At 66.7% G+C, this 15,010-nt stretch carries 14 protein-coding genes; 7 read left to right on the forward strand and 7 right to left on the reverse strand.

Annotated elements, in window-relative coordinates; translation table 11 throughout:
- Window positions 1-146 precede the first annotated feature (146 nt).
- The 3 genes from BLM15_RS18115 to BLM15_RS18125 are packed head-to-tail and all read left to right on the forward strand — an operon-like array spanning window position 147 to window position 4,799.
- Window positions 147-2,975: a xanthine dehydrogenase family protein molybdopterin-binding subunit gene (locus BLM15_RS18115; RefSeq protein ID WP_164547559.1), complete on the forward strand. Its 2,829-nt coding sequence runs from the start codon at window positions 147-149 to the stop codon at window positions 2,973-2,975.
- Window positions 2,972-3,517: a (2Fe-2S)-binding protein gene (locus BLM15_RS18120; RefSeq protein WP_126114061.1), complete on the forward strand. Its 546-nt coding sequence runs from the start codon at window positions 2,972-2,974 to the stop codon at window positions 3,515-3,517. The genes BLM15_RS18115 and BLM15_RS18120 overlap by 4 nt, the downstream gene beginning before the upstream one ends.
- A 4-nt stretch (window positions 3,518-3,521) precedes the next feature.
- Window positions 3,522-4,799, forward strand: a complete 1,278-nt coding sequence (locus tag BLM15_RS18125; protein WP_126114062.1) for a cytochrome c — start codon at window positions 3,522-3,524, stop codon at window positions 4,797-4,799.
- A gap of 24 nt (window positions 4,800-4,823) precedes the next feature.
- Here BLM15_RS18125 and pcaQ read toward each other — a convergent pair whose 3' ends face one another.
- Window positions 4,824-5,738 carry a pca operon transcription factor PcaQ gene (pcaQ, locus tag BLM15_RS18130; RefSeq protein WP_126114063.1) on the reverse strand — a complete coding sequence of 305 codons (915 nt, stop codon included), beginning with the start codon at window positions 5,736-5,738 and terminating at the stop codon, window positions 4,824-4,826.
- A 92-nt stretch (window positions 5,739-5,830) separates the two neighbouring features.
- On the opposite strand from pcaQ, the gene pcaD reads away from it, so the two are divergent.
- From pcaD to pcaG, 4 genes are read left to right on the forward strand one after another with little or no spacing between them, the layout of a single operon-like run.
- On the forward strand, window positions 5,831-6,634 hold the full coding sequence (gene pcaD, locus BLM15_RS18135; protein ID WP_126114064.1) for a 3-oxoadipate enol-lactonase: 804 nt from the start codon (window positions 5,831-5,833) through the stop codon (window positions 6,632-6,634).
- Entirely contained in the window at window positions 6,631-7,026 is a 396-nt protein-coding gene (gene pcaC, locus BLM15_RS18140) for a 4-carboxymuconolactone decarboxylase (protein WP_126114065.1), read from the forward strand. Before pcaD ends, pcaC begins: the two co-directional genes overlap by 4 nt.
- A complete protein-coding gene (gene pcaH, locus BLM15_RS18145; protein ID WP_126114066.1) occupies window positions 7,023-7,778 on the forward strand; it encodes a protocatechuate 3,4-dioxygenase subunit beta in 756 nt (251 codons plus the stop codon). The genes pcaC and pcaH overlap by 4 nt, the downstream gene beginning before the upstream one ends.
- Window positions 7,778-8,392, forward strand: a complete 615-nt coding sequence (gene pcaG, locus BLM15_RS18150) for a protocatechuate 3,4-dioxygenase subunit alpha (protein ID WP_126114067.1) — start codon at window positions 7,778-7,780, stop codon at window positions 8,390-8,392. Before pcaH ends, pcaG begins: the two co-directional genes overlap by 1 nt.
- Before the next feature lie 7 nt (window positions 8,393-8,399).
- Here the strand turns inward: pcaG and BLM15_RS18155 are convergent, their stop codons facing one another.
- From BLM15_RS18155 to BLM15_RS18180, 6 genes are all read right to left on the reverse strand, one after another.
- Window positions 8,400-9,455, reverse strand: a complete 1,056-nt coding sequence (locus BLM15_RS18155) for an LLM class flavin-dependent oxidoreductase (protein ID WP_126114068.1) — start codon at window positions 9,453-9,455, stop codon at window positions 8,400-8,402.
- 8 nt (window positions 9,456-9,463) lie between these two features.
- Complete coding sequence (locus BLM15_RS18160; RefSeq protein WP_236846342.1) at window positions 9,464-10,384, reverse strand: ABC transporter substrate-binding protein; 921 nt, start codon at window positions 10,382-10,384, stop codon at window positions 9,464-9,466.
- Between the two features lie 82 nt (window positions 10,385-10,466).
- Entirely contained in the window at window positions 10,467-11,399 is a 933-nt protein-coding gene (locus tag BLM15_RS18165; protein ID WP_126114070.1) for an ABC transporter substrate-binding protein, read from the reverse strand.
- A 25-nt stretch (window positions 11,400-11,424) separates the two neighbouring features.
- A complete protein-coding gene (locus BLM15_RS32220) occupies window positions 11,425-13,224 on the reverse strand; it encodes an amino acid ABC transporter permease/ATP-binding protein (protein ID WP_126114071.1) in 1,800 nt (599 codons plus the stop codon).
- 40 nt (window positions 13,225-13,264) lie between these two features.
- Window positions 13,265-13,798 carry a GNAT family N-acetyltransferase gene (locus BLM15_RS18175; protein WP_126114072.1) on the reverse strand — a complete coding sequence of 178 codons (534 nt, stop codon included), beginning with the start codon at window positions 13,796-13,798 and terminating at the stop codon, window positions 13,265-13,267.
- Between the two features lie 26 nt (window positions 13,799-13,824).
- Window positions 13,825-15,003 (reverse strand): M20 aminoacylase family protein, encoded by a 1,179-nt coding sequence (locus BLM15_RS18180; protein WP_236846343.1) that lies wholly within the window; start codon window positions 15,001-15,003, stop codon window positions 13,825-13,827.
- Window positions 15,004-15,010 lie beyond the last annotated feature (7 nt).

Here is a 15,010-nt window from a genome sequence, read left to right on the forward strand (position 1 = left end):
AGCCGGGTGCGCTCGACGCGGCCCGCAGTCCGCCGCCTTCCGATCCTTAAACCAGACCAATTCGAATATCCGGTATACGCGCCTGACGTGTGCCCATAATATCGGCAGGAGAACAGAGTCGGCTCGTCGCCGAGCGGGGTGTCAGCGTGAAGACAGGTCTATCCCGCAGAGGCTTTCTCCAGGCCGGAGCCGCCGGCGTCGCCATCAAGATCTCGCTGCTGCCTTCGGCCACCCAGGCGGAACTGATCGAGACGCCGCCGCGTCCCGGCGCCGATTGGCTGGCCGCTGGCGGCAAGCCGAAATACCGACTCGACGCCATCGCCAAGGTCACTGGCGGCAAGACCTTCACCCGTGACTATCGCGCCCGCGATCTCGACGGCTGGCCGAAGGAGCAGGCGCACGCCTTCATGCTGCATGCGACGCGGGTCGACCGCGTCTTCGACGGCGTCGACCTTGCCTTGCTCGGCGATGATCTCAAGCCGGACCGGCTGGTGCTGCAGGAGGACCTCGTCGCCGACGGCGTCGCGATGCCGGCGCCGTGGCCGGGCTTCTATGGCGACGTCTTCTTCGTGCCGAAGGGTCAGACGGCGCGGCTGCTCGGCCAGCCCGTCGCGATGCTGATCTATCACGACTTCGCCCGTTACGACGCGGCCAAGCGCAAGCTGCGCTTCAACGACAAGGTCGTGCGCTACGGAACTGAGGGGCCCTCGACCACGCCCGGCCCCTATGGCGCGGCGCGCTATGTCCGGATCGACGGCGGCAATCCCGATGCCGAGGACCGCTATTCGGCGCTGAAGGACACAACGATCCGCGCCGGCTTCAAGGGGACCGAGCCGCAATGGCCCGCCGCCGGCGAGGGCGACGCCATGGCGCGCGGCATGGCGGCGGCGGCCGAGATCGAGCGCGAGATCGCCACTGCCGGCGACGATGTCCTGGTGCTGCGGCGCTCCTATTCGACCCAGTCGGCCGATGCTTCGGCGATGGAGGCCGACAACGGCAATGTCTGGTACGAGCGCGGGAGCGGCGTGCTGCATGCGCTGATCGCGACGCAGTCGCCGCACGAGGTCGCCGAGATGGCGGCCCATATGTTGTCGAAGTCGAAATTCGCGCTCGGGAGCATCGACCTCAAGATCGGCTACACCGTCGGCTACGGCACCAAGGACCACGCGATCTTCCCGTTCTTCTGCGTGCTCGCGGGCCTTTACGCCGAGGGCCGCCCGGTCAGGCTCGCCAATGACCGCTACGAGCAGTTCCAGACCGCGCTGAAGCGCCATGCCTTCCAGATGGACAAGGTCATGGTCATCGACCGCAAGACCGGCAAGTTCCGGGCGATGACCGGCCGCTACCAAAACGACGGCGGCGGGCGCGAGAACTTCTCGGTCTCGGTCGGTACGGTCGGCGCGACGGCGGCGCAATCGATCTACTACCTGCCGAAGAGCGACTTCTCCGCCGCGATCATGTCCTCGCGCGCCGTCGACGCCGGCTCGATGCGCGGCTACGGCACGCTGCAGACCATGGCGGCGACCGAAATGATGGTCGACGAAGCCGCCGAGGCGCTCGGCTTGGACCCGATGGAGTTCCGCCGGCGCAATGCGCTGAAATCGGGGATGAAGAACTCGCAAGGCGCGATCCCCTCGGGAGCGTTCCGCCATGACGAGATCCTGGCGAAGGCGGAAAAACACCCGCTCTGGGCGAACCGGCAGAAGCGCAAGGCCGAGTTCGAGGCCGCCAATCCCGGCAAGAAATACGGCGTCGGCTACGGCCATGTGCACAAGGACTACGGCACCGGCGCCGAGGCTGCGCTCTGCGCGCTCGAATTCGATGCGAGCGGGCGGCTGCAGCTATCGCATGTCGCGCATGAGATCGGCACGGGCGCGACGACCTCGCAGGCTGTGATGGCCGCTGCCATCCTCGGCAAGCAGCCCGACGAGACCGTGTTCGGCAAGGTGCGCTGGCCGCAAATGCCGCTGGAGACCACCGACGAGCCCTATACGCTCTCGCAGGAGGAAGAAGACAAGCGGATGGCCAATCCGCGCTGGACGCCGAGCTTCACCTCGCCGATGAGCGCCTCCAACAGCGTCTACTATCTCGGCCATGCGACGCGCGAGGCCGCTCGCGCCCTAATCGAGCTCACGATCTGGCCGGCGGCACGCTCGCTCTGGTCGCGCGGCATCGGCGGCGGCCAGATGGCGCCCGAAGCAGTGCGGCGCGAGGATCTGCGCGTCACCAATGGCGGGATCACGGCCGCAGCGATGCAGCCGCTGCCCTTCGCCGCGGTCGCGGCCGAGGCGCACCGGCTCGGCCTCGTCACCGGTATCACCGTGCACAGTTTCAATCGCTGGCAATGGGCCGAGGCCGAGTTCGAGCTGCTGGGGACAGGCCGCCGCCGCTTCGCCATCGACGCGCTGGCGGTGAAGTACGGCAACGGCGCGCCGGCCGAGCGTAAGGCGCTGATGACACAGGGCGGCTGGCACTTCGTCGAGCGCGCCTCGGTCTCCTACCCGCCGGCGCAGCGCAACAATGCCGGCGTCACCTATTACGCGCCGATGGCGACACTCACCGAGATCGTCGTCGATACCGCCAGCGGCGAGGTCAGCCTGCTCTCGCACCACTCCATCCTCGAATGCGGCAACCAGATCGTGCCGGAGCTGGTCTCCGGCCAGATCCAGGGCGGGCTCGCCATGGGCATCGGCCACGCGCTGAAGGAGTACCTGCCGCTCTATGAGGACGGGCCGGGCGACGGCACCTGGAACTGGAACCGCTACGAATTGCCGACCTCCAGGGATGTCGCCGTCTGGAAGCAGACGGCGGAGGTGCTGCCGCCGCTCTCGGACACCGATCCGCCCAAGGGCATGGCCGAGGTGGTGATGATCGCCGTGGTGCCGGCGATCGTGAACGCCGTTGCCAACGCGATCGGCAAGCGCTTCTACACCCTGCCGCTCACGCCTGAGAGGATCCGAGAGGCGCTGGCATGACGATCGCGACCAAGACGCTTTCCCTGACCATCAACGACAAGGCAGTCGGTCCGATCGACGTGCCCGAGACGATGATGATGCAGGACTTCCTCTACGAGTACCTCAACCTCACTGGCTCGCGCATGGGCTGCGGCCAGGGCATCTGCCATGCCTGCACCGTGGTGTTGGAGAAGGCCGACGGCTCGCTCGAGGAGATGCGGACCTGCATCACCGGCGCGCACTGGTTCGCCGGCCGCAAGGTCAGGACGGTCGAGGGGCAGGCCAAGCGCGACGCCAATGGCGCGATCACCGAGCTCTCGCCGGTCCAGCAGGCCTTCATCGAGCATTTCTCCTTCCAGTGCGGCTATTGCACACCCGGCTTCGTCACCGGCGCGACGGTGCTGCTCGACCAGTTGAAGCGTAATCCGGTCAGGCGTGAGGCGCTGGAACAGGTGATCAGCGAGGCGCTCGACCGCCATATCTGCCGCTGCACCGGCTATGTCCGCTATTTCGAAGCGGTGCGCGATCTCGCCCTCAGAACTCCCGGCTTGGTGAAGGCGTAAGCTGATGGCGAGGAAGCTGCTTCTGGCCGCCCTGGCGGTCGCTGTCGTCGGTGCGCTTGGGGCTGGGGCCGTCTTCCTCGGTCTGTTCGAGCGCAGCGTGGTCGCCAGGGAGATCGAGCAGCCATTATCGGCCGAGCAGATGAAGGCGCTCGCCAAGCGCGGCGCCTATGTCGCCGTGGCTGCCGATTGCTATGCCTGCCATGTCGTCAAGGGCGGCGCACCCTGGGCCGGCGGGCTGCCGTTCGAGACGCCGCTCGGGACGATCTTCTCGACCAATATCTCGCCCGACAAGGAACATGGCATCGGCAACTGGACGCGCGCCGAATTCCACCGCGCTGTGCGCGACGGCGTCGGCAAGCACGGTCATCTCTATCCGGCGATGCCCTACGCCTCCTATCGCAAGCTGACGGCTGATGATGTCGACGCCGTTTACGCCTTCCTGATGAGCCGCGAGCCGATGAAGGTGGCGAACAAGGCCAACCACATGCCGTTCCCGCTCAATATCCGGCAGGGACTGACCTTCTGGAATCTAGTCAACCTCTCCTCCGACACTAGGAGCGAGGTTGCCGGGCGCTCGGCGATGTGGAATCGCGGGCGTTACCTGACCGACGCGCTCGCCCATTGCGGCGAGTGCCATACGCCGCGCAACCTCGCCATGGGCATGAAGGAGAGCGCCTATCTCCAAGGCTCCGAGCTCGAAGGCGTGATCGCGCCGGATATCACCAAGGCCGGGCTGACGCAGATGGGCTTCGACCCGCTGGTGTTCGCGAGCTTCATGAAGTCAGGGATCTCGGCGCAGGGGGCGATGACCAACCAGATGTTCGAGGTCGTCCACTTCTCGACCCAGTATTTCACGGCCGACGACCTCGCGGCGATGTCGGCCTATCTCTTCGACCTCGACAAGCTGCCGGAGAGCGCGACCCCGCCGGCACCGCCGAAGCCGGTCGCGGTCTCCGCCGAGGTCGCGACATCGGCCCGCGCCAGCTATCTCGCCGTTTGCGCCAGCTGCCATGGCATCGAAGGGCAGGGCATCCCACATGTCGTGGTGCCGCTGGCGACCAATGCCTCGCTGCGGTTGGCGGATGCGCGCAACCTGAACAAGGTCATCCTGACCGGTATCCCGGCCCAGCGCTTCCCGGGGCTCGAACGGATGCAGCCCATGCCGGGCTTCGCTGCACACCTTTCCGATCAGCAGGTCGCCGACCTCTCCAACTGGCTGCGCGCGAACTGGGGCGGACAGCAGCCGAGCGTCACGGCGGACGAGGTCAAGCGGCTGCGCTGATCCTGAGCGCACTCCGAAGGAGCCTCACGCGCTCTGGCGCGAGGCGGCCCGGATCGCTCGCGCCAGCAGCTCGGTTCCGGGACGCAAGGGACCATCGGCCCGCATCGTTAGCCCGACCGGCCCCAGCGTCTGCGTCGTGTCGACTGGCAGGGCGACCAGTGCTCCGTCGGTGAGGTCGTTGGCCACGACGCCGGCCGAGATGATCCAGACCGCGTCACTCGTCCGCAGGAAGGCGCGCGCGAACGCATCCGACACGGTTTCGATCTGCCGGGGAACGGCATGCACGCCATTGGCGATCAACAGTCGGTCGACATAGGGCCGGATGATCGAGGCTGGAGGCGGCATCAGCACGAGATGGTCGACGATCCGCTCCAGAACCGAGCCCGACGCCCGCGACAATGGATGCCCAGGGCGCACGACGAAGCGGACAGCCTCGGAGTAGAGATGCTCGAAGGATAGGCCGACCATCAACTCGGTGGCCGCTAGCCGCCCGACCACGAGATCGAGCTCGCCCTGGCGAAGCTGTTCGAGGATCGCGGCGTTCTCGCCGGTGACGATCCGGACCCGCCGCTCCGGCTGATCCTGCAAGAAGAGCTCGATCGCCCGCGGCATGATCAGCGACGACACCGTCGGCAGGGCGCCGACGCGGATCGGCTGAAGCTCGCCGGCGCGCCCGTCCGAAACAGAATCCAGACCCTGCCTGACCGAGACGAGCGCCGCCCCGGCATGGCGCAGGAAGACCTCGCCCTGATTGGTCAGCCGGATGCCGCGGCCCTCGCGCTCATAGAGAGTGACATTGAGGCTCTCTTCAAGCTCACGCATCGTCTTGGTGACCGCGGGCTGGCTGACATGGAGCGCATGCGCCGCCTTCTGAACGCTCCTCTGCCGGGCGACCTCGACAAAGGCTTCAAGATGGCGGAGCTTGATTGGGAAGGTCAAATCATAACCTATAGGTTATTTCTGAACGCAAAAATATCATTTTACATAACCAAACTGAAGCGTCATTTTTCGCGAAACGGGAGGATGGCAGCATCGTGTTCGCGCGTATCAACGGCGTTTGCCTGCATTATCGCCACGAGCCCGCGCCGGGTCGGCCGATGCTGGTCTTCATCAACTCGCTCGGGACGGATTTCCGCATCTGGCAGGATGTCGCTGACACACTGGCCAGCCAGTTTGGCTTTGTATTCTACGACAAGCGCGGCCATGGCCTGAGCGAGCTCGGCGATGCGCCCGCCAGCATCGAAACCTATGCAGCCGACCTGGCAGCTCTGCTCGACCATCTCGGCATCGAACGCGCGACGCTTTGCGGACTCTCGATCGGCGGGCTGATCGCGCAAAGCCTCTACAGGACGAAGCCCGGCCTGATCGAAAGACTGATCTTCTGCGACACGGCAGCCAAGATCGGTACGCCGCAGTCGTGGAACGATCGTATCGCGGCGACGCTGTCGACCGGCATCGCCAGCTTCGCCGACGGCGTGATGGAGAAGTGGTTCACCCCGGAATTCCACCGGCAGCGTGCAGCCGATCTCACCGGCTACAAGACCATGCTCTCCCGGCAATTACCTGCCGGCTACGTGGCTGCTTGTGAGGCCCTCCGCGATGCGGATTACTCGGCTGCGGCGCCGGCGATCGCCGTGCCGGCCCTGGTGGTCGTCGGCGATCAGGACGGCTCGACGCCGCCCGATCTTGTGCGCGGCCTGGCCGAGGCCATTCCGGGCGCGCGCTTCGAGATCATTGCCGGCGCCGGCCATATTCCTTGCGTCGAGCAACCTAAGGCGCTGTCCGCGCTCATCGCCGATTTCATGACTGATAACCGCGACGGAGTGCGGACATGACGCAACCGGGCTCTCCCCGCTATCGGCAAGGCATGGCGACGCGGCGCTCAGTTCTGGGTGATGCCCATGTCGACCGCGCCGAAGCGAACAAGACCGAGTTCGACCTGCCCTTCCAGGAGCTGATCACCGAGGCGGCCTGGGGCCATGTCTGGTCGCGGCCCGAGCTCAGCAAGCGCGAGCGCTCGCTGATCACCATCGCGCTGCTGGCGGCGCTCGGGCAGGACGACGAGGTGGCGATGCATGTGCGCGCCACCGCCAATACCGGGGCGACCCGCGAGGATATCCGCGAGGCGCTCTTGCACGTAGCGATCTATGCCGGCGTGCCGGCCGCGAACCATGCGATCAAGATCGCCAAGAAGACCTTCGACGAGATGGATGCAGCCAAGTCATGAGCAACATCGTCGCTCCCAACCGCCCGCCCGAGGCGGGCGCCTTTTTCCAGCGCGACCGCGACTGGCATCCGCCGGCTTTCACGCCGGGCTACAAGACCTCGGTGCTGCGCTCGCCGCGCCGGGCGCTGCTCTCGCTCAACAGCACGATCTCGGAGATCACCGGGCCGGTCTTCGGCCACGACATGCTGGGCGAGCTCGACGACGACATGATCGTCAATTTCGCCAAGCCTGGCGAAAGCGCCATCGGCCCGCGCATCATGGTCTATGGCCGGGTGCTGGACGAGCGCGGCGTCGGCGTGCCTGGCGTGCTGGTCGAGGTCTGGCAGGCCAATGCCGGCGGGCGCTACCGCCACAAGAAGGAAAGCTATCTGGCGCCGCTCGATCCGAATTTCGGCGGCTGCGGCCGCACGATCAGCAGCGATGACGGCTCCTATTGCTTCCGCACGATCCAGCCCGGCCCCTATCCCTGGCCAAACGGCCCGAACGATTGGCGGCCGGCCCATATCCATTTCTCGGTCTTCGGCCACGGCTTCGGCCAGCGGCTGATCACGCAGATGTATTTCGAGGGCGATCCGATGATCTGGAAGTGCCCGATCGTGAAGACGATCAACGATCCCCAGGCGATCGAGCAACTGACCGCCGCGCTCGACATGCAGGCGACGTTGCCGATGGACATGCGCGCCTACAAGTTCGATATCGTGCTGCGCGGGCGCCGCTCGACGATGTTCGAGAACCGGCGGGAGGGCAATTGATGGCCCAGAAGCTCGACCGCCTGAAGGAAAGCCCGTCGCAGACGGCCGGTCCTTACGTCCATATCGGCCTGACCCCGAACTTCGCCGATATCGGCGGGGTCTATCCTGATGATCTCGGCGCCGCCATGGTCGGCGACAAGACCAAGGGCGAGCGCATCACCGTGACGATGCGCGTCATCGACGGGGCCGGCACGCCGCTCAAGGACGCGCTGATCGAGATCTGGCAGGCCGATGCCGACGGCCTCTACAATTCTCCGGCCGAGCGGCGCGGCGCCGCCGATCCGCACTTCACCGGCTGGGGCCGGCGCGCGACCGACATGGTCAGCGGCGAATGCGTCTTCGAGACGATCAAGCCCGGCCGCGTGCCCTTCAATGACGGGCGCCTGATGGCGCCTCACCTCACCGTCTGGATCGTCGCGCGCGGCATCAATATCGGCCTGCACACGCGGATGTATTTCGGCGACGAGGACGCGGCCAACGCCGAAGATCCGGTGCTGGCCCGCATCGAGCACAAGGTGCGCGTGCCGACGCTGATCGCACAGCGCAGCGGCGATACCTATATCTTCGACATCCAGCTCCAGGGCGACGACGAGACGGTGTTCTTCGACATCTGATCGCGGCTCAGCCGGCAACCGTGGCGGCGGCCCGGAAGACCGCCGCGGGCTCGCCCGAACGGCCCAGGAACGGCGCGATCAGCGCGATCGTGTCCGACAGGATCTGGCGATAATCCTCGCTGGAGAAGTTGTAGGGCAGTTCCAGCCGCAAGGTATCGACCAGCGGCAGGACCGGATCGTCTGCGAGGCGCTCGACGATCTCGGCCGCCGTGCCGACGAGGTCGGGGGCGAACAAGGTTCGGCGCTCGCCCTGGGGCTGCAGCGTGCGCGCATGACGACTGGCGGCGTAGTCGCGATAACGCCGGCGCGTGGCGCCATCGGCGCTGTCGAGCGGCACGATGACACGCCCGACCGCGACCCTGGGCTCGCCCTCGCCGCGCCAGTGGCTGCGGAAGCTCTCGATGTGGCGGCGCTGCGCCACGAAGAACTCGTCGGTGTCCTCGCCGGTGTTGATGTTGCCGACGAGCAGGTGGAAGCCGTTTTCGGCAGCCCAGCGGGCCGAGCGCAGCGAGCCGCCGCCGTACCACAGACGTTGGCGCAAGCCTGGTGCATGCGGACGCAGGCGCGGGCGATGCTCGCCCGCAGCCGAGGTGATGCGGCTGTCGGCTTCGCCGAGCCAATCGCCGTCGAGGTTGGCGGCGAGCCGGGCGACGCGCGCATGCGAGAAATCGTAAGTTGCGGGATCGGCGTCGAAGAAGCGCTCGCCCAGCAGCTTGCCGAAAGGCGGCGGGCCGGCGCTCAGGCCGACATTGAGCCGCCCGCCGGAGAGCACGTCGACCAGCGACAGGTCCTCGGCCAGCCGGAACGGGTTCTCATAGCCGATCTGGATGACGGCAGTGCCGAGCCCGATCCGGCTCGTGCGCTGGCTCGCCGCTGCGAGGAAGGTCGCGGCGGAGGAGACGCCTGGCTCGAGATGGCGCTGGCGCACCCAGGCGCTGTCGAAGCCGAGCGCCTCGCCATATTCGAAGAGCGAGAGCGTCTCCTCGAGGCCGGCGCGCGGATCGGCGTCGTCGTAATTGCCAGGCGTCAGGAAGGCGAGGTGCCGGATGGCGAGCGAGGACATGGCGCTTTTCAGTATTTCGGCAGGCCAGGCGGGTTGGTCTCGGAACGGTCGAGCGCTTCCTCCTCCAGGCTCCAGCGCGCCAGCGACTGCCGGAACTTGCCGTTGGCGATCAAGCCATTGGTCGCGACGGTGAGCGCGTCGACCAGGCCGCTGCCCTTGCGGGTGGTGATCGCGACATCCGACTTCAGCGGCCAGCCGGCGCTGAGCGTGCCGACGCGCTTGATGTCCTTGTCGCGCGCCGCGATGAAGACGAGCTGCGCATGCGGCTGGACGATGACGTCGACCCGGCCGGAGCGCAGCGCCACCAGCCGCCCCGCTTCATCGTCGAAGAGCTGAAGCTCGATCGGCTTTAAGCCCGCGGCGACGTTCTGCTTGCTCCATTCGACCAGGATGCGTTCCTGATTGGTGCCGCCGCCGACGCTGACCTTGAGCCCGGCCGCATCCTTCGGCTCCTTGATCTCGGTGACCTTGCTATCCGCCCTGACGAAGAAGCCGTGCAGACCCTTGCGATAGGTCGAGAAGTCGAACTTCTCCTTGCGCTGCTCGGTGACGCCGACATTGGAGATGACCGCGTCGTACTTGCCGGAGGCGAGGCCGAGCGGCCAGTCGGCCCAGGCGATCGGCTGCAGGTCGAGCTTGAGGCCGAGGCTGTCGGCGATCAGCTGAGCGAAATCGGCATCGGCGCCGACCACGGTCTTGGCGTCCGTCGCATAAGTCGCGAGCGGCGGCCCGCCGGGGCTCACCGCCACGGTGAGCACGCCGGGCGCGGCGAGTTTGAAGCTTTTCGGAATAGCGGCGATCGCCGCTGGCTGCTGCTCGGCCCTGATCCGGCCCGGCTGCTCCGGCCCGAGGTCGAAGGGCGCCTGAGCCACGGCCGGACTCTGCCCCGAGCCGAAGATAGCCAGGCCACCGAGGAGAAGGGCCAGCATGGCACGCGCTCGCAACATCATTGTCTTCCGTCTTTCCTGGTGAATTGAGCGCCGCGGCCAGCCGCGGCGGCGCCCGCTGCGTTCACTTGGCCGGCAGGCCGGGCGGGTTGGTGCGCGACTGCTCGATCGCCTCGGCGGCAAGGTTCCAGCGCCCGAGCGCCTTGGCGTAGTTGCCATTACCGATCTGGGTGTTGACGGCGTGGGTGATCGCTTCGGCGAGGCCGGCGCCCTTGCGCGTCGTCACCGCGATCTCGGCCAGCAGGGGCCAGCCGCCGCTGAAATTGCCGGCGAGGCGGGTCTTGCTCTCCTGAGCCGCCTTGAAACTCAGCAGAGCGTTGGGGCCGAGATAGGCGTCGGCGCGGCCAGTCTCGAGCGCGAGATAGAGCACGACGTCGTCGTCATAGTACTGAACCTCGGCCGGCTTCAGCCCGTCCTTCACGTTCTGCTCGTTCCAGCGCAGCAGAATCTGCTCCTGATTGGTGCCGGAGCCGACGATGATCTTGAGGCCGGCGATGTCGCGCGGCTCGCGGATCTGGATCTCGTTGTCCTTCTTCACATAGAAGCCGAGCAGGTCCTTGCGGTAGGTCGAGAAGTCGAACTTCTCCTTGCGCTGCTCGGTGACGGTGATGTTCGAGATCGCCGCATCGTATTTGCCAGAGACGACGCCGAGCGGCCAATCGGCCCAGGAGACCGGGACGATCTCGAGCTTGCGGCCAAGCGCATCGGCGACCAGGTAGGCGATGTCTGGCTCAGAACCGACGATGGTCTTGGCATCGGCGGTATAGCCGGCGAAAGGCAGACGGCCGGTGGCGTTGGCGACGGTGAAGACGCCGTCCTTCACGAACTTCGCGTCCTTGCCTATCAGCTTGATTGCCTGTTCGTCGCGCCCGGCGCGCGGCCGGCCGGCCTGCTCGGGCGAGAGGTCGATCACCTGCTGGGCGAGGCCGAGCGAGGGAAGAAGCGCGCTGGCCGAGGCGGCGCCGAGCAGAGCGAGCGTGTTGCGTCTGGTGATCATGGTTTTGCTCCTTGAGAAATGGCGGTCAGAGGACCTTGGCGAGGAATTCGCGGGTGCGGGGATGGTCGGGCTCGCCGAGGATGCGAGCCGGCGGGCCGACTTCGAGGATGCGGCCGGCTTCCATGAAGACGACCTCGTCGGCGACTTCGCGGGCAAAGCCGATCTCATGGGTGACGATCACCAGCGTCGTGCCGGAGCGGGCGAGCTCCTTGATGACGTCGAGCACCTCGTTGACGAGCTCGGGATCGAGCGCCGAGGTCGGCTCGTCGAAGAGCAGGACCTTGGGCTTCAGGGCGAGCGCCCGGGCAATGGCGACGCGCTGCTGCTGGCCGCCGGAAAGCTGGCGCGGATAGGCATCGACCTTGTCGGCGAGGCCGACGCGGGCGAGCAGCTCGCGCGCTTCGGACAGAGCCTGCTCGCGGCTCACGCCGCGCACCGAGAGCGGCGCCTCGATGACGTTCTCGATCGCGGTGAGGTGCGGGAACAGGTTGAAGCTCTGGAAGACCATGCCGACATCGACACGGCGCTTCAGGATCTCGCGCTCCTTGAGTTCGTAGAGCGTGTCGCCATCCTGGCGGTAGCCGATCAGCTCGCCGTCGATGGCGATGAAGCCCTGGTCGACGCGTTCAAGATGGTTGATCGAGCGCAGCAGCGTCGACTTGCCGGAGCCGGACTGGCCGATGATCGCGGTAACGCTGCCAGGCCGTAACGCAAGGCTGACATCGTCGAGCACCTTCAGCGGGCCGAAGCTCTTCGAGACATTGCTGATGCGGATCTCGCCGCCGCTGCGCCGCAGGCTCGCCAGCGAAGGGACCACCGCGGCGGATGAACTCGGCTGAGCCAAAGCAGCTTCGGTGCGCCGTGCCGCCGCGGCATCTCGCGAGCGGCCGAAGCGCGCCAGTGCCAGACCGATCAGCGAGGGCGGCGGATTGCGCAGCGCGCCGCGCGAATAATAGCGCTCGATATGGTGCTGGACGAAGGAGAGCACGCTCAGGATGACGAGGTACCAGACCGTCGCCACCATCAAGAGCGGGATCACCTCGAGATTGCGCCGATAGATGATCTGGATGGTATAAAACAGCTCCGGCAGCGCCAGGATGTAGACTTGGCTGGTGCCCTTCGCCAGCAGGATGATCTCGTTAAAGCCGTTGGGGAGGATGGTGCGCATCGCCTGCGGCAGCACGATCCGCGAGAACTGCCGGTGGCGCGGCAGGCCGAGCGCCGCCGCCGCCTCGTGCTGACCCTGATCGACAGAGAGGATGCCGCCGCGCACGATCTCGGAGGAGAAGGCGCCGGCATGCAGCGTCAGCCCGAGCACCGCCGCGAAGAACGGCGTGATCAGTTGTGTCGTCGACCAGGAGGCGAAGGTGATCCCGGTGAAGGGAACGCCGAGCCAGATCGTCGAATAGAGATAGCCGAGATTGTTGAGGATCAGCAGCAGCACGATCAGCGGGATCGAGCGGAACAGCCAGACATAGGCCCAGGACAAAGAGGCCAGCAGCGGCGAGCCGGAGACCCGCGCCAAAGCGAGGCCGGTGCCGAGCAGGAAGCCGAGCACCGTGCCGAGCAAGGTCAGCAGCAGCGTGCGCGCGAGGCCCGCCAGCACCGGCTCGGCGAAGAACCATTCGGCGAAGACGTCCCAGCCCCAGCGCGGATTCGACAGGATCGAGTTGGCGATCGCGAAGATCACGACGACCGCGAAGGCGGTCCCGATCGTCCGGGCCGGATAGCGCGCCGGGACGATCTTGTAGCGGCTGAAATCGCGGGTCGGCGGAGTGCTGCGGGCGTGCGGTGGCAGGCCCGCCAGATCGCTGGCGAGGGTCATGGCTGGAATTCGTCCCCTTGATGCTTGCGAAGCGGCGCGATCAGGCGGCGCTGAGTGGCAGTTGCTCGGCGGGCGGGCGCGGCCGATAGGCTGCAACCGCCAGATCCTTCTCGAAGGCGAGCTTCTTGTAGACCTCGGGATCGACGGCGGGATCGAAGAGCGGCGTGTAGCCGGTATTGAGGTAGAGGTCCCTCGCCTCGGGTTGGCGAAAGCCGGTGGTCAGGAAGATCTTGCCATAGCCCTGGCGCGCGGCCTGCGCCTCGAGCTCCTCGACGACGCGGCGGGCCAGACCCTGGCGGCGGAAGGCGCTGTCCGTCCACATCCGCTTCAGCTCCGCCGTCTGCGCGTCATAGCGCTTGAAGGCGCCACCAGCGATGGCGCGGCCTTCGCGCAGCAGCAGCACGAAATTGCCTTCAGGCGGCGCGAACAGCGAGGCCGGGTAACGGCTCATCTCGGCGCCCGGCGCCTCGCCAAAATAGGTGCCGTAGCGGGTGGCGTATTCCCAGGTCAGCTGCTCGACCAAGGGCTGGGCGAGCGGATCGAGCGGCGTGGTGTAGAGGAACTGGTCGGACATGGCGTTGAGCCTCTCAGTTGCAGGATCTAGACGAGGAAGGTGCGGGCGAGGCGAACCCAGAAGGTCGCGGCCGGGGCGATCAGACGATCGTCGAAGTCGTAGGCGGGGCTGTGCAGCGGGGCGCTCTCGCCATTGCCGACGAAGAAATAGCTGCCGGGGCAGGCTTCGAGCAGGAAGGCGAAGTCCTCGCTCGCCATACGCGGCTTGAAATCATGCTCGACTTTTCCCGCTCCAAAGGCGGCGAGCGCGACCTCGCGAGCGAGCTGTGTTTCCGCGACATGGTTGGTCAGTGGCGGGAAGCCGCGGCGATAGCTGACCTCGGCTGTCGCGCCGAAGCTCTCGGCCTGCGCGCGTGCCAGCGCCGGGATGCGCTCTTCCAGCTGTGCGCGTACACCTGCGTCGAAGCTGCGGATGGTCAGCTTCAGCTCGACGGCATCGGGGATGACGTTCGAGGCCTCACCGCCATGGATCGAGCCGACGGTGACGACGGCGGCCTGCCGCGGATCGATGTTGCGCGAGACGATGCTCTGGAGCGCCAGCACAAGGCTGGACGCAGCGACGACGGGATCGACCGTCTCATGCGGCGAGGCGCCGTGCCCGCCCCTGCCGACGATGCGGATGATGGCCTTGTCGACTGCCGCCATCGCCGGCCCCTCGACGAAGCCGAATTGGCCTGATGGTACGCCCGGCCAGTTGTGCAGGCCGAAGACGGCGTCGCAGGGAAAGCGCTCGAACAGCCCTTCCGACAGGAGCTTGCGCGCACCGGCGCCGATCTCCTCGGCCGGCTGGAAGATCAGGTTGAGCGTGCCGGAGAAATCGCGCTCGGCCAGCCGCTTGGCCGCCGCCAGCAGGATGGCGGTATGGCCGTCATGGCCGCAGGCGTGCATCACACCGGCGGTTTCGCTGGCGTAGGCGCGATCCGTCTGCTCGGCGATCGGCAGCGCGTCCATGTCGGCGCGCAGGCCGAGCCGGCGCAAGCCATCGCCCTTGCGCAATTGCCCGATCACGCCCGTACCGGCGAGCCCGGTCGTCACCTCGTAGCCATAACTCGCCAGCCGCCCGGCGACGATCGCGCTGGTACGCGTCTCGCGGAAGGCGAGTTCGGGATGCCGATGCAGATCGCGCCGCAGCGCGATGAACTCCTCGACCGAGGCCGCGATACCGGGATCGATTCCAGCGCTGGCAATGGGAGCGTGGACGGTCACAGCCTCG

It is taken from the genome of Bosea sp. Tri-49 (genome assembly GCF_003952665.1).
GTDB lineage: Bacteria > Pseudomonadota > Alphaproteobacteria > Rhizobiales > Beijerinckiaceae > Allobosea.